Origin of the sequence: Rummeliibacillus pycnus (genome assembly GCF_050459865.1) — a bacterium.
In the GTDB taxonomy this organism is placed as follows: domain Bacteria; phylum Bacillota; class Bacilli; order Bacillales_A; family Planococcaceae; genus Rummeliibacillus; species Rummeliibacillus pycnus_B.
Genome location: NZ_JBCMNM010000022.1, coordinates 25569 through 45976, shown reverse-complemented (window position 1 = coordinate 45976; position 20408 = coordinate 25569). Strand labels below are relative to the sequence as shown.

The window sequence follows — 20408 nt, the reverse complement described above, 5'->3', positions numbered from 1 at the left end:
TATGGCCTTTTTTACAGGAGAGGTGGAGATTATGATAGGTAGAAAAAGAAAGTTCGGTTCAATGATTGCTATACTGTTTCTTTTGATACAGCTTGTTTCACCATTAGGGAATGCATTCGCAGCAGACAGTGGAGTTCTTTTGCCACCAAGCAATCTTGCTTATAAGGCAACTACCCCGGATGATGGAAATTTAGTATGGAGTTCTGTATATGGTGCAACAGGTTACAATGTTTACGAAATTACCGATGGACAGCTAATCTTACTTGGTAAGGCAACAACCAACAGTTACTCTTTAAACAATTTATCTGAAGGTACTCACAGTTATGTTGTTTCGACATTGAGCACATATGGTGAATCAGGTCCATGTGCCCCGGTGGATGTTACCGTTAGTTATCCAACAATGGTAGCACCAACCTCTTTAACCAACACTATTCAAAATGGAAATGACATTGTCCTTAATTGGGGAGCCTCTTCTCATGCAGAAAATTATAAGGTTTACCAATTAGCCCAAAATGGGACAAAAAAGCTCTTAACAACCACTACATCCCGTTCTTACACTATTGTAAATGCGAATGAAGGGACTTATACCTATGTGGTTTCAGCTGTAAATTCGCTGTATGGGGAGTCAACCACTTCAACACCAATCGATGTAAATGTTGTTTATCCAGTAATGAAAGGACCTACAAATCTAACTTTTATTTTAACAAATGGCAGTGATATCAATTTAAAATGGATAGCAGCAACCTATGCCAATAGTTATAAAATTTATCAGGTTATTAATGGACAGGAAGTTTATCAGAAATCTGTTACATCAACCAGTGCCCAATTTACAAATATGTCACAAGGGGACTATGAATATAGGGTTTATTCTGTAAGTGACCGGTTTGGGCAATCTGGAACAGCTGCATCTATTAGTCTAAATGTAAGTAATGTGTCAATGCTACCACCTAGCAATGCCGTTTCTACAATAAAAAACTTGAATGATATTGTTTTATCATGGGCTTCGGCCTCTTATGCTGACAGCTATAATGTTTATCAAATTATCGATGGTCAGCGAGTATTGAAAAGTACAGTAACCAGTACCACGGCTACCTTTACTAATATGCCTGCAGGAGATTATACATATGAGATTACATCGAATAGCAGTCGATTTGGTGAGTCAGAGGTAGGCAGTGATGTTTCGTTAACACTGGATCCTGTTATTATGGAAAAACCAGACAGATTCAACTACCAGATTAATAATGGAAACGATATTTCTTTAACCTGGCAACCAGCTGCAAATGCTACAAATTATCGAATCTATCAAATTGTGAATGGACAAAAGGTTTTAAAGAGTACAGTTACTGGTACTTCCATATCCTATACCAATATGCCGGCAGGGGATTATAGCTATCAAGTATATTCATTCAATAGCCGTTTTGGGGAATCTGCTGAAGGAGCCTCTCTTTCTTTTCCCCTTATATTGCCAACAATGGTGGCACCAGCAAATCAAGTATCTAACATAACGAGCCCTACTAGTTTTTCAATTAGTTGGGATGCATCACCATATGCAACTTCCTATAAGGTTTATCAAATTGTAAACGGGACAAAAACTCTTAAAAACACGGTATCAGGTACAAGTATTAATTATACGAGTATGCCGGCAGGTCAATATCAGTACGAAATTCATTCGTACTCTTCAAGATTTGGTGAGTCAAGTGACGGCAGTTCGGTATCCCTTAATTTAACTGGCCAAGCAATGGGTACGCCAACCAATCTTGCCTATACCATTTCAAACGGCAATGACATTAAATTGACTTGGAGCCCAGTTCAATATGCAACCAATTATAAAATCTATAAGGTTGTTGCTGGTTTTAAAATCTTACAAAGTACGGTTACTGGAACAAGTGTGACTTATACGAATCAGCCCGCAGGGGACTATGATTATATAGTAGATTCCTATTCCTTACTATTAGGTGAATCGCCCCAAGGGGCTGAAGCACAATTCACATTAGCTTGGCCTACTATGACTGCACCAACGAACCTTTCTGGAACTACTCCAAATATAAGTGATATTGCTTTGAAATGGGATTCTGTTCCGTATGCAACAAGCTATAAAGTTTATGAAATCATTGATGGTCAGGAAGTATTTCAAAGAACGGTAACAACTGCTTATACGACTTTTTCAAAGGTTACTGAAGGAACCCACACGTATGTGGTCCATTCCTACAGCAGTCGTTTTGGTGAATCAGAGCGAGGAAGCAGTGCAAGTTTCACGATTACTTTTCCAAAAGTTCAAGCACCAAACAATTTGACTTATAGCATTGCGAACGGAAATGATATTACTTTGAAGTGGAATGCTGCTACCTATGGAACGTCGTATAGTATTTATCAAAATGTAGATGGGCAATTAAAATACCTAAAAACGGTTACAGGAACTTCTACTACTCTTGTAAACATGCCAGAAGGTGATTACACCTATGAAGTTCATACCATCAGTGATCGTTTTGGGGAAACTACTAATGGCAGTGTTGTTTCACTTTCAATCGTTTTTTCAACAATGCAGGCACCTTTAAGTCTTACAAAAAATATTACAAATGGAAATGATATTGTTTTAAGCTGGCCGTCAGCCACGTATGCAACAGCCTATAATATTTACCAAAGAATTGATGGGCAACTACTCTTAATAAAAACGGTTACAGGCACTTCTTTAACTCTTGCAAACATGCCTGAAGGTGATTACCAATATGAAGTGCATTCCTACAGCAGTCGTTTTGGAGAGTCGGAAAATGGCAGTGATGTTTCATTTACCCTAGTATTTCCAATTATGCAGGCGCCAGTTGCAACATACTCTATTGTAAATGGAAATGATATCACCTTAAAATGGAATGCTACTTCATATGCAACAGGATACAATATCTATCAAATTATAGACGGGCAAGAGGTATTGAAGAAAACAGTGACAGGAACATCAACCACCTTTACTAATATGCCAGAAGGCAATTATATCTATGTGGTCCATTCCTATAGCAGCCGTTTTGGTGAATCCCCAATAGGCGGAACGGTAAGTTTCAATTTAGATTGGCCAATTGTTCAAGCACCAGCACTTCAGGGAACGATTTTTAATGCAAATAACGTAACCTTTTCATGGAATTCAGTTTCATGGGCAAATGAATATCACTTATATGAATTAAAAGGGGATACGAAGGTTTTACTTTATAAGGGGACCTCTTCTAGCTACACTGCCTACAACTTATCTGAAGAGCCCCATTTGTATCAAGTCACGGCTTATAGCACTCGATTTGGAGAGTCAGGTTTGTCTAATCTAGTATCTGAAAATATTATTTACCCAGACATGCAGGCACCTATTGCAACTTTGAGGGTCACTGGTCCAGCTAGTGCGGTGATATCCTGGAATTTTGTCACATATGCAAATGGATATAATATCTACGAGTTAGTGGATGGTATACCGGTGTTGCTTGCAAATAATATAAACAATCTTTCGTATACTTTATCCAATCTTTCATATAAAAATCATGAGTATTACGTTACTTCTTCTAGTAATTCATTTGGGGAATCTGGTCCATCTAATTCTGTTATCGCCAAGTTAATTACAGATACGTTACCACCTGTAACAACAGCAGATGCCGCATCTAATTGGACAAAGGAAAGCCAGACGGTAAAATTAACGGCAACGGATAATGAATCAGGTGTAGCAAAAACCTATTACTCGATCAATGGCTCTGATTATGTTGAAGGAACCTCCTTCACGGTTGAGCAAGAGGGGATCAACGAGGTTTCATTCTACTCAATTGACAAAGCAGGCAATAAAGAAGATGTCAAAACAGTCGAAGTAAAAGTGGACAAAACAGCACCAGAAACAAAGGCAGATGTACCAACTGAATGGGTTAATAAAAACGTAAAAGTGAATTTATTAGCAACTGACAGTGAGAGCGGAGTAGCGAAAACCTATTACTCCATTAATGGCTCTGGTTATGTGGAAGGAACCTCCTTCACGGTTGAGCAAGAGGAAATCAACAATGTTTCATTCTACTCAATTGACAAAGCAGGCAATAAAGAAGATGTCAAAACAGTCGAAGTGAAAGTGGACAAAACAGCACCAGAAACAAAGGCAGATGCACCAACTGAATGGGTTAATAAAAACGTAAAAGTGAATTTATCAGCAACTGACAGTGAGAGCGGAATAGCGAAAACCTATTACTCCATTAATGGCTCGGATTATGTGGAGGGAACCTCCTTCACAGTTGAAAGAGAGGGGATCAACGAGGTTTCATTCTACTCAATTGACAAAGCAGGCAATAAAGAAGATGTTAAGAAAGTGGAAGTAAAGGTGGATAAGACAGCACCAGTAATCACTACCAATTTTAATGACTATTATAAATTGGGAAGTACATTCCAGTTAGATTATGAAACACAGGATTATTTATCTGGGGTAGCAATTGAAAAGGTACTATTCACTGCTCCTAATGATCCTTTGGGAAAAGTTGTGAATAGCTTAAATCAAATCATCTTAAATAAGCCAGGAGAATACACTGTTACGATTTTTGCAACCGACTATGCTGGAAATCTTCAAATTATGAAAAAGACATTTACTGTTTTCATTCCAGCTTCTATTGAAGTAACTCCAAACGTAATTAAACCAAATACAGGAGTATTTACACTTCGTGTAGATTTGCCTGAAGGGTTCCAAGCTAACCAATTTGATTTGGATACTGCCCAGTTAAACGGGGTTAAAGCATTAAGTAGTAATAATGGGTATTATAACCAAGCGAAGCAAGGGCAGTTTAAATTTGAAAGATCAAACTTTACATGGGCTGCAGGTGAGCAAGCTTTAGAGTTCCGTTGTAACGTTAATGGTTACTTAGTTATTGGTCAAACAGTTGTAAAGGTACTAAATTAACAATTTAATAACCTATTAGAGTCAGATTTCTCCTAATACCGAAATACTGTATAGATGATACTGTATTCTACGGTTGAGACGTCTGGCTCTTAATTTTGATTTCTAATTGAAAGTAAAAAAGAGATAAGTTTTTATATGAGGTGTTTGAATATGGAAGTAAAAGGGTATTGATTCGCCATCAAAATGCAGGTTCACTTATCGCTGTTGTTTCCGATGTACAATCACTTCAATAGCATTTTGAAATATATTAATAAACACTTGTTTAATTTCGTTCGGGTTACACATTATTTGGTTAATATGATGTAATTCTGAGTGAATAGTAATATTTTTCAGGTTTGAGAGTTTGGAAACCATGGGAAAATATCAAAAAAATCAACTTCTGATTTTTTATTGATCCATTGGGCAGAAATTTAGTTGTATGTTTTAGGTGTACCTTTTAATAGTTTAAGAATTTCTTTATGAAAGATAAAAATAAAACCTCATTAAGATGCGCTGCGGCGAACCGTATCATAAGTAAATGAAAACCATAAAAAAAGCCAAACCCTCTTTATGAATGGGTTGTGGCTTTTTATGATTATTTATGTTGAAGTTACAAAGTTCATTCGACATTTCTCAGGGAGTGACAATGGGTTATTTTTTATAATTCTATTTTCTAATCGCAACGTTTCTCTAGATTTTTAGCCGTTTTACTTTGATCAACATCTTTTTGGTTTTTAAAGGTCCCCATGAGAAAATCATAGGCTGGGTTCGTAACACCATACCAGTAATTTTCATTTTTGAAATGATGCCATAAATGAACCTTTTTCATCCAACGCCCCCATGGAGATATTGGCCGAAGAGGGCGATGGGCGATATAATGCTTCCATTCATAAAATAATAAAAAGAGCATGATACCTGCAATGAATGCGTTTGTAAGTACAAAGCTAGATGAAAGAAAATAAAAAATGGCTGCTACAATTGCAATGTTTGGCAAACTATACCATAAGGGTAAAAATAATAAATGTAATTCGTTCGGATTTGTATGGTGGTCATAATGTAAGCGTTTAAGCATTTTTAATAAAAATGCATTCTTTGGTGGTTTCAGATGAAAAAGAAACCTGTGTGTAACATACTCAGCTAAGGAATACATAATCATTCCCAGAATAAAAGCACCCCAAATTACGATAGAGGTTAAATGTAGAATCATAAATCCAAAGCTAATGAGGAATAGACAGCTCATAATTAATATATCAGGGTAAGAAAAATATTCTTTAAAATATTTCAATCTCATTTAGCACGCCTCCAGCTTTCTTTATTTTTTTCTATCTTTCCAGAGAGCCAAGCTTTTCACCATTGTTGTCTTAGACAACTTTTCCGCTTCCATTGCATCTCCCTTTAATGCAGAATTTAATAAGTCCTGGTAATAGTTGAAGGACAACCCACGATGATCTTTTACAGAAAAATATCTTTTCGCCATATCTACATAAAAGGAATCGAAGCTATTTAAAATGAGTAGAAAGATAGGATTGGCAGCAAGACCAGCACACTTTTTTTGCAAATCCCAATCAAATGTTGCATAGCTTTCTGCACTATCTTCAAGCTGTTCTAGATTCGCAAGGAGAGCAACCACTTTAGGTTGATTAAACGTAACAGCATCACGAATATAAGTCGGAGTCAAAGAAATTCTTAATTCTAATAAGTACATGATAAATTCATCTGTAATGGTATGATGATTCTCAACAATATTAACAAGAGTCGTTAGATTCCCATTGCGCCAATAATCATTAACAATCGCAGGCATTCCTTTTCTCCCTGTTATCCATCCACCCCTTCCTAAACGTTGAAGTGCCTCCCGAATAGTTGGACGACCAACACCAAATTCTTTTGCAAGCTCTCTTTCCGGCGGTAAAGTACTTCCTACAGAATAAACACCAGCCAATATGGATCTAATTAATTCATTCTCAATTTTATCTGAGGAGCGTTCCTTTTCTTTCAAATCCTCGTCCCCTTTGTTTTATGGTAATACAAGTTAAAGTCAGTGGTAATACCAAAAATTATAATTAAATTTGAATTTTCTGTCAATAAGAAGGGGGGATTTTTTATAAATAGTGAACCGTATCATAAGTAAATGAGGTTTTCTTATACGGAGCAAAGTCCCATTAAAAAATGACTAAGCTTATCCAGATTGGATAAGCCTGCTTCATAATGTATTTTCTTATAACTCTATTTTTCGGTTAGGGTTTTAGGGATGCCTTGATTTTTGAGGGGAATTTCCTTTCTAAGTTCCAGTTTTCTATATAAAAGTGCAAGAAGCATTGATGGAATAGTACAAACAATCATGCCGATAAAGGCATATCTTGGCTCAATTTCGTATAAATAGCCACCGAAAATTGTAAACACGGCAGTGCTCCAGCTAAGAGCCAGCGCTGAATACATGCCTTGTACTTTCGGAATCTGCGCATGTGGGATGTTTTTGATTAGGTATTTCATAAAGGCATAATGCCCCATAGCAAATGAACATGCATGCAAGGTTTGCGCGATACAGAAAACAATTACATTAGGAAAGGCAAATACTAATATCCAACGTACGGAGGAACCAAGTGCTGCCAGTGCAAGTAAGGAGCCTACTGAAAAGTTATGAAATCTCCGGTCTGCAATTGAGAAAAAAATGATTTCCGCTATTACGGCAATGTTAATAATTATACCTATTAAATATTTGGGTGCATGGATTTCTTGTAAAAAGAGATAACCATAATTGTAATAAGAAGCGTGTGCCGCCTGCAGTAAAATCACAATGACGAGCACCAAACCAAAGTGTTTGATGCGAAATAATTTCAGCATACCGCCTTTTTTTGTTTGATCCTCTGGCGGTTTTTCAGATAAAACAACGGGTGCACGCATAAAACCAAGACATACGAATACCAATATGCCGAGTAAAAGCGCCCATAAAATCACTTCATCCCCAAACGCTCCCGTAAAGATGGTTAAGATCATACCTGCCACGACAAACCCAATGGATCCCCACGAGCGGCTCTTCCCGTAATGTCTTAATTGGTTACTTTGGACGAGGACGCCAGCAGCGCTATCTAAAGCAGGCATCAATGTTGGATAAAAAAAATGGAATATTAATGTGACTATAAGTAAGCTGGTAAAGGAACCTGCCGGAATATAACACAGAATAGCAATCAGCGTACCGATTCCTGCTCCATTTAATAAGGTTTTACTACTAAATTTCCCTGATAAATAAGGAAATGCAAATAATGTGGAAAGGCCTCTTGCAACTAGGCCTAGGCTCATAATCAAACTAGCTTGAGGAACCGTAATCCCTTTTGTATGAATCATCCACCCTGTCCAATAGGGCAGAAAAATCCCCCATGTCATAAAAAAACTAAAAAACTGTCTACTCATCCAGCGTTGTGTGTTCATTCTGTATCCCCCTCATTGTTTGCATGATATCATGGAGATACGTACAATAATATGAGATATCTCATATTTTGGGGTGGATTATGGAAATTTATAAAAATGAGAAAAGACAAAGCTATTTGAAGGAGTATTCCATTGAGCATTTATTTTCCTTTCCTATTGAAGGATTTATAGAAATACATGAATATAAACGCGATGAATGGATTATTCAAGAAGGCATGAGACCGGATTTTCTATTTTATTTAATTGAGGGAAAAGCAAAAACTTATGTAACACATAAAAATGGAAAGGTTTCCCTGATTAATTTTATCAACACGAATGAGTATATTGGGGAAATGGAATTGATAAATGAGGTGTACTATACAAAAGGGATCCAAGCATCCACTAAGACCATTTGCTTTGCACTTCCTTTTCAGCGCTGTCGTGCACAAATGCTAGAAGATGCGAAATTTCTACGCGAACTAACCAAGTTTTTAAGTTTAAAAGCAACAAAATTTTCTACGAAGTATTCGCAAAGTCTCGCCTTCCCGCTTGAAAATCGTCTTGCGGATTTTATTTTACAAACTGCTGATGAAGAGGTATATAAGGAGAAACACGTAACTGTTTGTGATTTTTTAGGCGTCTCCTATCGACACTTATTGCATGTGCTTGCACAATTTTGTGATAAAGGGTATTTGCAAAAGGAAGGACGTCACTATCGCATTCAGCAACATTCCACACTATATGAACTTGCAGAGATGTTGAAGAATAGTAATATTTAGGTAAAAGTATATTGTGAAGTGAAAAATGTAATTGGAAGCAAAAAACTCATTTAAATACGATAAGGAGAACGTGGGGAATTAATGGTGAAAAAATTTAAGAAGTTTTACTTAGAGATTACGAGTGTATGTAATCTTGCATGCAGCTTTTGTCCGCCAACAGAACGACAGAAGCAATTCATTTCTGTGGAGGATTTTTCTAAGAGATTAGACCAAATTAAACCGCACACAGACTACATTTATTTACATGTAAAAGGTGAGCCACTGCTCCATCCTAAAATTGGCCAATTGTTAGACTTAAGTCATGAAAAAGGGTTTAAAGTTAATATCACAACCAATGGAACATTAATTAATAAAAAGAGGGAAAAGTTATTAAATAAGCCTGCGCTAAGACAGATGAATTTTTCGCTTCATAGTTTTGATGGTCATGAAGGCTCTACAGATAAGGAAGGATATGTGAGAAGTATACTTTCTTTTATTAAAGAAGCGACGAGCCAATCAGATTTGATTGTTTCGCTCAGACTATGGAACTTAACGCAAGACAATAAGACGAATCTGGAAATACAGCGAAACAGACAGTTGTTAGAAATCATTGAGAAGGAATTTGATTTACCATACAAAATTGAAGAGAAGATCACACCAGGAAGCGGCGTGAAAATTGCAGATCGCATCTTCATCAATCAAGATTACGAGTTTCAGTGGCCTGCGTTACATGAAGAAGAAGATGATGGTAAGGGCTTCTGCTATGGCATGCGAAATCAAGCAGGTATTTTAGCAAACGGAACTGTTATTCCTTGTTGTCTAGATGGTGAGGGAGTTATCAACCTCGGTAATATTAATGATAATTCATTTTCTGATATTATCGAGATGGATAGAGCAAAAAATCTTGTAGATGGTTTTTCACGAAGAGAGGCAGTGGAAGAACTATGTAGAAAATGCGGATATCGCAAAAGGTTTGGAAAATAGATAGGTAAAAGGTTAGGATTTAGTAAGTTAGATAGAGTTATTCTAACTTATTACTTTATTTAGATATAACTCGGTGAACCGTATCATAAAAATGCAAAAGAGAGTTCAATGTTAATATAAAAGTGAAATTGAACCATTAATAAGCATATGGTCAGTATTTATTGAAAAAGTATCAAGGAACAACAAAATGTTCTTGATACTTTTTTTATTAATTATTTATAAAGGGTTAACTTTAATCGCATTAATTATGCCATGGTAAGTTTTTTGTGCTTCTGAAGATACAATAGGAAGCATGCCGTGCACTTTTTGCTTCCCTCTTAGCTTATTTCTTTAGTTTTTGGTCTAAAAGATGACTAAAGAAAGTTAGAAGACTTGCACAGATTGCAACTATTCCACCGACCCATGTGACATTCATTAAATTTCCTTGATGATATACAATTCCGCCTAATGCAGAACCAAAAGCGATACCTACGTTACTTGCCACTGGCATAAGCGAAGCAGCAAGTCCTGTTGCTTTTGGCTGATAAATTCCGGCAAGGTCTATTAAATAAAGCTGAGTGGATGTTGTTAAGAGGATGGACATTAACGACATTAAGCCAATGTTTGCAAGTCCTAAAATATAATGATTTGTAGTCCAAAATAAACTTGTCAGAACAACTGCTTGCACGAGAAAAACAAACCTAAGACGACCAATTGCGTTGTGGTTGGCAATTTTGCCTGCGAGGATGTTGCTGAAAATCGAGATAAATCCGTAACCAAACAAGATTAAACTAATTGAATGATTTGGCACTTCCATTCCCTTCAAGATAGGAACAAGGAACGTAAAGACTACATAAGTTGCGCCAAATCCGAGAGCAGGAATAAAAAAAGCCATCAAAATTCTTGGCTTGGTCAATAAAGAAAACTGATCCCGTATCGAACTGCGCATTTGGCTGAGCTTATCAGGCAAGACGAGAAAGGATGCCAAAAACGCCAATCCTCCTAGGAAAGTAGTTAACATGAAAGTGGCATTCCAGCCGTATAAATCGGCGATGACAGTACCAATTGGCACTCCAACGACATTTGCAAGTGTGAAACCACCAAAAACAAATGATATAGCAAGTCCGCGTTTTTCAATCGGCATGGTTTCACTTGCAACGATCATGGCTAGGGAGATTAATACTCCTGTTACTATTGCCGTCATCATCCGAAGTACAAGGAGCATGATGTAGCTCGTCGAAATTACGCACAGAGCATTCAGGACGATGAAAGACCCTATCAAAAACAACATCCATTTACGCTTTGGAAAATGACTTGTTGCTGACATCACTAGTGGTGTGGCGATGGCAAAAGTAATCGCAAACGCAGAAATGAGTGTGCCGGCTGTTGCATTTGTTATATGAAGGCTCGAGGAAATATCGGTTAAGATTCCGACAATAACAAATTCGCTTGTCCCGAGAACAAATGTTAATAAAGTAAGTGTTAAAATGAGCAACCAATGTCGCTTGGATAATTTTGTGGGGTGCATAAATACCTCTTTTCTTAGATGAATGTAAATGTGTCACATGGTAGATACACAGCCTAAACATCATACCATAAAACATTTTTGCGAGGAAAACTCTTTCTTATTAAATAACTGATTCAGTTATAAAGAAAAAGCTACGGCTTTTGAGAGAATATCGTGCTCAAAGCCGTAGCTATTTTATTAGTTTTCAGTACTTAATTGTGTAGCAGTCTTCTTTTCGCGTGGCTTAATAAGCCCAAATGGTTTACCGATTGGTAGAAATTCAAAACCAAAATGTTTGTTTAACACGTTAGCACCTGCTCCGTATAGAGAAACAAGACCAATTGCTAGCTCAGAGTATGCTGCTAGTAGATGCATGCCATATTCCATAATACCAAGAGTACTTAATCCTAAACCGATAAATAGTAGGTCTATTAGGAAGAAGATTGAAAATAATACTTTGTTTGTTTCCAATGCGCCAATTGTCATGAAAACTGAAAAGCCTAGATAACCTAAATAAACAATGCCTAATTGATGAACATCCGCACTGTTCTTCAGTGCTTCACCAAAGGCACCTAATTGGATAAACCAAGTTGTCGCTACTCCCATCCAAAAAAGCCCATACGCGCCAAATGCTGACATACCAAAAACATTATTATGTTTTGAATCTAAAATTGATGCATAAAATTGTGCTATGCCCCCTAAAAAGATGGCCCAAGGAATAACTAGACCTAATCCTTCTGTCCAACCTAGCTTTACTGATGAAGCGACTAGGGTAACGATTGCTAAACCGAATAGACCAATACCAGATGGATCTGCTGTTACAATTTTAATGTTGTTTGATTCTGACATCTCAACTATCCCCTAACTCATGTTGTGTTTTTTCTTGAATAGGTAGATTTTAAATTAACTTTTACAAAATAACTATAGAAAAAGCGGATTCTAAAAGAAATAAGTCATTAACTAAAAAAAAACGGGTATTATTAACAATAATAATCCATTAGGGAAAATGGAAAATAATTAAAATTGGTTTCAAAGGCGAATTTTTATATATTAATATAGAAAATTTCTTCATAAACTGTTCTAGTACAAATTGTTGAATGAATAATTTCGCGATCAGTATCCAAGCTCGAGGCTCCTTATTATTAATAACTGCAGTTGAAAAAAACGAAAAGATGTGTAAATGGAGTTTTGAATTACATAGTTGAAGAATTTCGCCTAAAAATGTTGATTTCTAAAATAAATATAAAACCAACTCATTTTTTCAACGTCTATATACTAAGTAAATGATTATACTATTAGTGTTTGCTTTTTTGGGGACAATTTCCAATATGCAGTGAGGAGCGAAGGCCATGTCTGTAAGAGAGAAGGACAAAATTTTGATACTTTCAGCCACATTCGGAGATGGTCATAAGCAGGTTGCAAAGGCGATTAGTGAGGCGGTTAATTCTTGTTCTGCTAATTTGGAACCTATTACAATAGATGTTATGCAATGGCTTCATCCATATTTGAATCCAGTAATTAATTACTTTTACAAAATGGTTATTAAAAAGTTTCCAAATATATACGGTTATTTTTATCAAAAAACAAAAAAGAGAAACTCCTTTTCAGATAAATTAGATGTTCTGTTTTCTTCAGACATGGATACAATGCTTGATATTTTAAAAAGGGTAAACCCAAAAGTCGTTGTAAGCACCTATCCGTTTGCTGCAAGTATTATCTCAAAGTTAAAGGAACAGAGGTTAATTGATATCCCAGTCGTCACAATTATTACAGATTACACGAATCATTCTTATTGGATGCACCCATTCACTGATCAATATTTAGTTGGCTCTGAACAAGTAAAGGCCAGCTTAATTGCCTCGGGAGTTGAGAGTGACAAAATCAAGTGTACGGGCATTCCGATTATGCAAAAATTCGCTCATAAAGAGCCAAGAGAGCAGTTAGCACTTAAATATAGCTTAAATCCTAAGCAGCTTACCGTCCTCGTAATGGGAGGAGGGGACGGCTTTATTGGAAAAGGGCTTAAAACCTTTAAAGCGTTTGAAAAGCTTGAGGTTCCTATTCAGCTTATTATTATTTGTGGAAGAAATAATAAATTGCAAAAACAATTATCAGAAGTGTTGTCAGATTCTAAACACAAAGTTTTGCTTTTGGGCTACAGCGAAAATGTCCATGAGTTAATGGCAATATCCGATCTTTTAATTTCCAAGCCTGGAGGGGTCACCATCACAGAGGCTATGGCGATGGAGCTGCCACTATTAATTTATCATCCTCTTCCTGGACAGGAGGCAGGAAATGCAGATTATTTAATGGATTTAGAACTGGCAATGTTATGTGAGAATGAAATTGATGTAATTAATAAAATTCAGCAAATCATGAATAATTCTTTCCAATTAGATTCCATAAAGCATAGGACTAAATTGTTTCCTGCAAAAAACTCATCCATCGATGCTGTTGATGTAATCCTTCAAACCTCTTTCAATGGAAGAGAGTAATCTATTGAAAGAGATTAACTTGAAATCCTCATAGTGTTGATAAAAAGAGGATATGAGGTGAATATAAATGTTTTTAAAGATATTAGTTCTTATTACAATAATACTTGTCGTCTATCTTTTTATTCCGTACCTTTTAACGGCTTGGCTAGGAATAGGTGTATTAAAACGAAATGATTGTTCTGATAAAATCGCTTTTACGTTTGATGATGGACCCAACCCGATTTATACACCAATGTTACTCGACGTATTAAAAAAGTATCATATAAAAGCTACTTTTTTTGTAGTAGGTTCAAAAGCGGAAAAATATCCTGAGATTATTTCTCGAATCCACGAAGAAGGGCATTTAATTGGAATGCATAATTATGTGCACACGTCTAACTGGTTGATGACTCCTAGAGGTACTCGTTCACAATTGGCTAAGACTGTTTCCGTAATCGAAGGTATTACTGGAGAAAGACCTTATTATTATCGCCCACCATGGGGATTGATGACATTACTTGATTTATTTTTATTAAAGCAATATAAAATCGTTCACTGGTCAGTTATGGCAGAAGATTGGCGTAGTAAAGGTGGAAGTGAAAAGATTACTTCAATTCTTTTACAAAAAGTCAAAAAAGGTGATGTAATACTACTTCATGATTGTGGAGAAACATGGGGGGCTAATGCAGATGCTCCTATGAATACAATTAATGCCTTGAAAACAGTGCTGAACGAAGTATCGAATCGTGGATTTACTTGTGTTCGAATCGATGAACTTGATTCTGAGAGGGCAAAGTAGACAATGAAAATAAAGCTACCATTCACTTATTCTCATGGATGTATTACAGTGAATTGTTAAATGAAGTTTGGGATTTTATCTAAAAAAACAGTCTGATTAAGTAATAAATCAGACTGTTTTTTTGTGGGATTTATGGATCGATTATAAAAAAGGAATAAATGTAGATACATTCTAATCGAATATATTATGAAATATAGCATTCTGATATTCTTTATGAATTCAATCTATTAGTGATACGATAAAAATAGTAATAATACATTTGAGAGGTGAGGGAGATTCATGTTCCTAGATAAATTGAAGGACAAGTTACATCAAAATCAATCCCTATTTATAGGAGAGGAAACAGCTTTTCGTTCAGCAGTTTTGATTCCATTAGTTCAAGTGGATGAAGAATGGCATGTCCTTTTCGAAGTTCGTGCATTCACTTTGAGAAAACAACCAGGTGATATTAGTTTTCCTGGTGGGCAAATCGACTTAACAGATTCATCCCCATTAGAAGCAGCTTTACGAGAAACATATGAAGAATTAGGTGTTGATCCAAAGTCAGTTAATATATTAGGGCAATTAAGTCCGTATGTTGCTTCTCCTTCATTTGTCATCTACCCTTTTGTAGCAACTATTGATTACAATCAAATCATTTACAATAAAGAAGAAGTAGCAGAAGTCTTTACGGTACCAGTTAAATGGCTTTTAAATTATGAGCCCTATATGCATTTGGTGTCCTTTGAACCTGTACCTTCACCAGACTTTCCTTTTGAAAAAATTGCGAACGGTACTCAGTATCAATGGAGAATTCGTTCGATGGAAGAATGGTTTTTTGATTATGGGAAGTATACAATATGGGGCTTAACAGCGAGGATTTTAAAACATTTTATAGAAATCATAAAATAAAGTAATACTTTTAATTTTGAAGGAAGTTATTTTTTTGCCATCTTTCAAATTTTCGCTAGAAATACTTTACATTTTCATTAATGAGAGATACTATACATACATATGAATGTATGTAAGGAGTGCAGCATCTTGCCAAGAAATAAATATCCAGAGATAACAGAAAAAAGAATTTTGGATACAGCAACAAAGTTGTTTTTAGAAAATGGATGGGAAGAAACTACCATTCAGGATATTGTAGATGAATTGGGAGATTTAACTAGAGGTGCATTTTACCATCACTTTAAATCTAAAGAGGATATTATTGACGCTGTTCTCAATCGACTGGCAACTGAAAACGACCCGTTCAAAAAGGCTAAAAATATCTCTGGAATAAGCGGACTGGAAAAGTTAAGGATGGCATTTTTACTTTCATTTGAAAATATTGGACAATTAGAAGCCGTTAAAACGATACCAACGATCCTAAACAATCCCAAATTGATTGCCAGACAATTACAGGATTGTGTCAATTCAGGGGCACCTGATATACTGGCCTTTATCGAAGAAGGGGTAATAGATGGATCTATTTCAGTTCAATATCCTAAACAGACATCTGAAACATTTATGCTGCTGACCAATATTTGGTTGAGTCCTATTATCTTTTCAGTAGATACAGAAGAATATCTATTAAAAATAAAACATTTACAAGAATTATTTGATAGCATCGGACTCTCAGTTATTGATGACAACATACTTGCTGTCCTTGAAAAATTTCACAAAATCATTGCAAATATCTAAGTGGACTGCCTTTGGGCAGTTTACTTTTACATATATACATACATATATATGTATGTAAAAACTTTAGGAGGAATTTGATATGGATTATGAATATGCTGTAAAAATATCTGGATTAGTAAAGACCTTCAATCAAAAAGAAGTCATAAGAAATTGCAACATGACTGTTCCAAAAGGAAGCATCTACGGACTATTGGGTATAAATGGAGCAGGAAAAACGACAATTTTAAAAATACTAATAGGATTACTTCGCCCCACTGCCGGACTCATACAGATTTTCTGCGAGGATATTCAAGTTGAAAAAAAGGAGATATTAAAGAATGTGGGAAGCATAATAGAAACTCCTCTTTTTTATGAACATTTATCTGCTATTGAAAATTTAGAAATTCATCTTTCCTATATGGGTGTTCAAAATACAGATATTCAAAAAACATTAGGAATGGTTGGGTTACATGATCTAGGTAATCAACCTGTTTCTCAATTTTCTCTAGGTATGCGTCAGCGATTAGGAATAGCAAGAGCCATCATCCATCATCCAAAACTTTTAATCTTGGATGAACCAATTAACGGGTTAGATCCAGTGGGAATTCGTGAAATGAGGGAGCTTTTTCAAGAACTTGTAAAAAAACATGATATGACTATACTTGTTTCCAGCCATATTTTGAGTGAAATCGAACAAATATCAGATGTAATAGGAATTATCTCAGATGGAAGTATTGTTGAAGAAATAGAGTTAGCCACTATCGAGAAGGATTTTGCGGATGGCTTAGAAGAATATTTCTTTAATATTGTGAATGGAGGAATGATACAAAATGATAAACTTATTAAAACTTGAATTGAAAAAGACCAATATTCGTACCTATATTATTTCAGCCTGTATCATTGGAATCTGCATGTTAGGAATGATATATTTATTCGCCTATGCTCCTAGGATTGAGCCAAATGATCCGGACCTAAAAATGTTTGCAGGATATGAAAATATCATTCCATTATTTAACACAATTTGTATGTTTGCCTTCAGCTTATTATCATCAGCAATGTTTTCAAAAATTGTAATTGAAGAATATGCAGGAAAACGCACCATCCTACTATTCTCATACCCAACCAGCAGAAGAAAGGTTTTTTTTGCAAAGATTGCAGTGGTTTCACTGTTTGTGGCAACTGCAATGATCATATCAAATATAATTATTTTCATTATTTTTGGTATTAGCGAATCTATTTCCCCATTGATAGAAGGAAACATCACTTTTGAAATAATAAGTAGGGCTGCCAAAACCACATTTTATATGTCTATTTCAGCTGTAAGTGTTGGGATTATCTCGATGGCAATCGGCTTTATAAAAAAGTCTATACCAACCACTATTATATCCGCAGTCTTACTCTGTTCTCTACTAAGTAACATCGTGGCAGGTTTTATATCTTCGGATAGTCCAATCATTATTTTTACAATAATTCTTGTATTGATCAGTGTTATTGTCATCAACATAATTACTTATAAGATTAACTGCATGGAGGTTTAAGAAATATGGAACAAAGAATTGAAAATGCAATAGATAGTACTCTTGAAAACCTTGCACCACTATTTTATTGGGCTAGTATAATAATAGGTATTCTTTTAGTTTTATTTGGACTTTTATTTTTCTTCATTAAACCATCTAAAAAGAAATTAAGAACTGTTTGCATGAGTTGTATTGGAATAGGTATATTAGCCATAGTTAGTGGTATTATGCAAATGAAATAAAATTAAATACTTGAGTAAGCGGTTGGTGAAACCTCATTTAGACTCGTTGCGGTGAACCGTATCATAAGTAGATATGAGCCTTACAAGGATGGATATATATTTTGCATTTATTAATATATACTTAACTTACTAACTATAAACTTTTCAAAGGAGGGGAGCCTATTGAAGTGGATTTCTAAAAAGAATAAGAACTCCCTAATAGTATTAATCATTATTATTTTGTTCATTGCAGGTTTACTCGATATCAAATATGAAGGATTATTCTTTCAATTATTACCTAAATCGATTCAATCCTATTTAGCTAATATATTTTAAAAAGTGAATTATATCTTCTAGAGCACCCAAAAGGGAGTTTATTAGAAATACTTAAAGCAAATTAATAGGTAATCACTTAAAGCCCTGATTGGACATAAAAGTCAATCAGGGTTTTGTTGTGAATTAGGGAATTTCTTTTTAATAAGAACTATTCTTGCATAATTTGGATGTTCCGCTACAGACAGGCGCTTTCCGCGGGCAAGCATCAAGCCTCCTCCTCCTCACTTCGTTCGTGCGGGGTCTTGATTCACTTGCTCATCCCGCAGGAGTCGCCTGTCTTTCGCTCTATTGGTAACTATTCATTCGTATATGGCATCAATCTTGGAATATCAAAATAAATTAATCCATTTTCGGTTTATAAAACATTTCAACTCATTAACCTTTCACTATTCAGATTTAGATATTCTGCTACAGACGGCGCTTTCCACGGGCTTGTCTTCAATCTCCTCATTGAACCTTAAAAAGTAAAACTAGATGAAAATTTATAATAATAATCTTGTATAGCTATCTTTGGTGATGTGGAATTAGCGAAGACTCCTGCGGGAATGCGAGAAAGGTGAGACCCCGCAGGCAGTTTACTGCCGAGGAGGCTCAACGCTCGCCCGCGGAAAGCGAAGCTAATTCCACATCATGCAGAAAACAGATTAAAACAATTACTTTTTGTATTTATGTACAAGAAATCATTTTATAGATTACACAGGTATTCTTCACTCTATCCATGCATATTTTTCTGGACTTTTTACAATACTATGCTTTAGATAATTTATCTAATTGGAGGAAGGGAAGAGATATAATTGGCTAAGCATTCAGATGTAAGTTGGAAACAAGATCATCCAAGCACTTTGTTCGGTAACTCTGTCCAAAAGGCAGAGCGTCTGTTGAAGCAAGCGAAGTCACATCCGGAGGAGATAGCACTTGAGCATGCTTTCAATCAAATATCACATGCAGAAAATGCACTCATGAATGCAGTAGAATATGGTGAGCATATGGATACAATCCAGCAAAATAAAGAACATTTAGAGCTAATCAAGCATCAATTACATGAAGTGCAAAAGAAAGTGGAAGAGCAGTAAAATAAGACAATAACCCCCGCCGATTTCACAAAATGCACGGGGGTTATTTTTTTAGTTAGACAATTGGAATGTTTTTCATCCAAGACTTTAGAATTGATTATATAAAATAAACTTTCTCTATATAGTATTACACCAAACGATTATTTTATAAGGTGTGGTTTGGGCAGGGATACTTCTTGTAGTAGGACCATATATCACGATTAGGTTTCGATTTGCAGGACTTTTTGAAAAAGGTTGCCCATTTGTGAGCAAGATAATGGTATAGGGAGAGATATTTAATTTTAATTGGCCATCACTACTCAACAATTGGCTATTAAAAAAGTCTGCTTTTACATTTTGATAGTTGTTTTCCTTTACTACGACAAGTGCTCGATATTGTGGTGGGTATATCAAAGGTACAGGTGCATTCCCATCATAATATCCAGTAATACGATCACCGATAGTCACAATTTCTTGGTTTACAAAATAAGTAGTAGGTGAAATTACAAAATTGACGATGCCACCAAGACCATCTTCTACAGTCATTAGTGTATAACAACCTTCTCCTTCTCCATTTTGCCCAATCATAAAATCATTTATCTGAGTAACGATGCCACCAAAAGATTTAAAATTTACCATAGTCATTCCTTTCTTTATATAATCTCAATCGTTCATTGGTGGTGCGAAATTATTTCCTGGTTATCAATTCAATCTATGAAGAAAAACCTATTGAGTACCTTTTGTACAGTATAATTTTAATTTATGTGACATAACCAAGATAGGTGACAAAGAATGAATTGAACCTACATTAGGTTTATCGTTCTAGAACTTGAGCTAATTGACTTATCTTTTT

General features: G+C 35.6%; 18 protein-coding genes. 12 read left to right on the top strand and 6 right to left on the bottom strand.

The genetic code is table 11. From position 1 onward, the window contains the following. Positions 1-31: 31 nt before the first annotated feature. Positions 32-4900: an OmpL47-type beta-barrel domain-containing protein gene (locus ABE048_RS06015; RefSeq protein ID WP_430309876.1), complete on the top strand. Its 4869-nt coding sequence runs from the start codon at positions 32-34 to the stop codon at positions 4898-4900. A gap of 652 nt (positions 4901-5552) precedes the next feature. On the opposite strand, the gene ABE048_RS06010 is transcribed toward ABE048_RS06015, so the two are convergent. From ABE048_RS06010 to ABE048_RS06000, 3 genes are all read right to left on the bottom strand, one after another. Then, positions 5553-6170 (bottom strand): sterol desaturase family protein, encoded by a 618-nt coding sequence (locus ABE048_RS06010; protein ID WP_430309874.1) that lies wholly within the window; start codon positions 6168-6170, stop codon positions 5553-5555. Positions 6171-6191: 21 nt separating this feature from the next. After that, entirely contained in the window at positions 6192-6875 is a 684-nt protein-coding gene (locus ABE048_RS06005) for a GntR family transcriptional regulator (RefSeq protein ID WP_430309872.1), read from the bottom strand. A gap of 227 nt (positions 6876-7102) precedes the next feature. Continuing rightward, a complete protein-coding gene (locus tag ABE048_RS06000; protein ID WP_430309871.1) occupies positions 7103-8305 on the bottom strand; it encodes an MFS transporter in 1203 nt (400 codons plus the stop codon). An 80-nt stretch (positions 8306-8385) separates the two neighbouring features. Between ABE048_RS06000 and yeiL the strand changes: the two genes are divergently transcribed. Further along, positions 8386-9063 carry a transcriptional regulator YeiL gene (yeiL, locus tag ABE048_RS05995; protein WP_430309870.1) on the top strand — a complete coding sequence of 226 codons (678 nt, stop codon included), beginning with the start codon at positions 8386-8388 and terminating at the stop codon, positions 9061-9063. A gap of 84 nt (positions 9064-9147) precedes the next feature. Beyond that, positions 9148-10026, top strand: coding sequence for a radical SAM/SPASM domain-containing protein (locus ABE048_RS05990; RefSeq protein ID WP_430309869.1), 879 nt, complete (start codon positions 9148-9150; stop codon positions 10024-10026). A 322-nt stretch (positions 10027-10348) separates the two neighbouring features. On the opposite strand, the gene ABE048_RS05985 is transcribed toward ABE048_RS05990, so the two are convergent. Beyond that, positions 10349-11533 carry an MFS transporter gene (locus ABE048_RS05985; RefSeq protein WP_430309868.1) on the bottom strand — a complete coding sequence of 395 codons (1185 nt, stop codon included), beginning with the start codon at positions 11531-11533 and terminating at the stop codon, positions 10349-10351. A gap of 177 nt (positions 11534-11710) precedes the next feature. Then, the gene (locus tag ABE048_RS05980; RefSeq protein ID WP_430309867.1) at positions 11711-12361 is read right to left on the bottom strand and encodes an acetate uptake transporter; all 651 of its coding nucleotides are present in this window, start codon (positions 12359-12361) and stop codon (positions 11711-11713) included. A gap of 500 nt (positions 12362-12861) precedes the next feature. Here ABE048_RS05980 and ABE048_RS05975 point away from each other — a divergent pair, with 500 nt between their 5' ends. From ABE048_RS05975 to ABE048_RS05935, 9 genes are all read left to right on the top strand, one after another. Then, positions 12862-14007, top strand: coding sequence for an MGDG synthase family glycosyltransferase (locus ABE048_RS05975; protein WP_430309866.1), 1146 nt, complete (start codon positions 12862-12864; stop codon positions 14005-14007). Between the two features lie 67 nt (positions 14008-14074). Next, on the top strand, positions 14075-14785 hold the full coding sequence (locus tag ABE048_RS05970) for a polysaccharide deacetylase family protein (protein ID WP_430309864.1): 711 nt from the start codon (positions 14075-14077) through the stop codon (positions 14783-14785). Positions 14786-15064: 279 nt separating this feature from the next. Then, complete coding sequence (locus tag ABE048_RS05965) at positions 15065-15676, top strand: NUDIX hydrolase (RefSeq protein ID WP_430309863.1); 612 nt, start codon at positions 15065-15067, stop codon at positions 15674-15676. 129 nt (positions 15677-15805) lie between these two features. Next, positions 15806-16450 carry a TetR/AcrR family transcriptional regulator gene (locus tag ABE048_RS05960; RefSeq protein WP_430309862.1) on the top strand — a complete coding sequence of 215 codons (645 nt, stop codon included), beginning with the start codon at positions 15806-15808 and terminating at the stop codon, positions 16448-16450. Positions 16451-16529: 79 nt separating this feature from the next. After that, positions 16530-17282: an ABC transporter ATP-binding protein gene (locus ABE048_RS05955; RefSeq protein ID WP_430309861.1), complete on the top strand. Its 753-nt coding sequence runs from the start codon at positions 16530-16532 to the stop codon at positions 17280-17282. After that, positions 17260-17967, top strand: a complete 708-nt coding sequence (locus tag ABE048_RS05950) for an ABC transporter permease (protein WP_430309860.1) — start codon at positions 17260-17262, stop codon at positions 17965-17967. The genes ABE048_RS05955 and ABE048_RS05950 overlap by 23 nt, the downstream gene beginning before the upstream one ends. Positions 17968-17972: 5 nt before the next feature. Then, complete coding sequence (locus tag ABE048_RS05945) at positions 17973-18188, top strand: hypothetical protein (RefSeq protein ID WP_430309859.1); 216 nt, start codon at positions 17973-17975, stop codon at positions 18186-18188. Between the two features lie 162 nt (positions 18189-18350). After that, entirely contained in the window at positions 18351-18503 is a 153-nt protein-coding gene (locus tag ABE048_RS05940) for a hypothetical protein (protein ID WP_430309857.1), read from the top strand. A 794-nt stretch (positions 18504-19297) separates the two neighbouring features. Next, positions 19298-19576, top strand: coding sequence for a hypothetical protein (locus ABE048_RS05935; RefSeq protein WP_430309855.1), 279 nt, complete (start codon positions 19298-19300; stop codon positions 19574-19576). A 117-nt stretch (positions 19577-19693) separates the two neighbouring features. Here ABE048_RS05935 and ABE048_RS05930 read toward each other — a convergent pair whose 3' ends face one another. Then, entirely contained in the window at positions 19694-20194 is a 501-nt protein-coding gene (locus ABE048_RS05930; protein WP_430309853.1) for a hypothetical protein, read from the bottom strand. Positions 20195-20408 lie beyond the last annotated feature (214 nt).

Excerpts from the sequence above, each read along its gene's own strand:
- ABE048_RS05955 (WP_430309861.1), top strand. The coding sequence starts at position 16,530 with ATGGATTATGAATATGCTGTAAAAATATCTGGATTAGTAAAGACCTTC.
- ABE048_RS05980 (WP_430309867.1), bottom strand. The coding sequence starts at position 12,361 with ATGTCAGAATCAAACAACATTAAAATTGTAACAGCAGATCCATCTGGT.
- ABE048_RS06015 (WP_430309876.1), top strand. The coding sequence starts at position 32 with ATGATAGGTAGAAAAAGAAAGTTCGGTTCAATGATTGCTATACTGTTT.
- yeiL (WP_430309870.1), top strand. The coding sequence starts at position 8,386 with ATGGAAATTTATAAAAATGAGAAAAGACAAAGCTATTTGAAGGAGTAT.
- ABE048_RS05930 (WP_430309853.1), bottom strand. The coding sequence starts at position 20,194 with ATGGTAAATTTTAAATCTTTTGGTGGCATCGTTACTCAGATAAATGAT.
- ABE048_RS05950 (WP_430309860.1), top strand. The coding sequence starts at position 17,260 with ATGATAAACTTATTAAAACTTGAATTGAAAAAGACCAATATTCGTACC.
- ABE048_RS05965 (WP_430309863.1), top strand. The coding sequence starts at position 15,065 with ATGTTCCTAGATAAATTGAAGGACAAGTTACATCAAAATCAATCCCTA.
- ABE048_RS05945 (WP_430309859.1), top strand. The coding sequence starts at position 17,973 with ATGGAACAAAGAATTGAAAATGCAATAGATAGTACTCTTGAAAACCTT.
- ABE048_RS06010 (WP_430309874.1), bottom strand. The coding sequence starts at position 6,170 with ATGAGATTGAAATATTTTAAAGAATATTTTTCTTACCCTGATATATTA.
- ABE048_RS05975 (WP_430309866.1), top strand. The coding sequence starts at position 12,862 with ATGTCTGTAAGAGAGAAGGACAAAATTTTGATACTTTCAGCCACATTC.
- ABE048_RS05970 (WP_430309864.1), top strand. The coding sequence starts at position 14,075 with ATGTTTTTAAAGATATTAGTTCTTATTACAATAATACTTGTCGTCTAT.
- ABE048_RS06000 (WP_430309871.1), bottom strand. The coding sequence starts at position 8,305 with ATGAACACACAACGCTGGATGAGTAGACAGTTTTTTAGTTTTTTTATG.
- ABE048_RS05985 (WP_430309868.1), bottom strand. The coding sequence starts at position 11,533 with ATGCACCCCACAAAATTATCCAAGCGACATTGGTTGCTCATTTTAACA.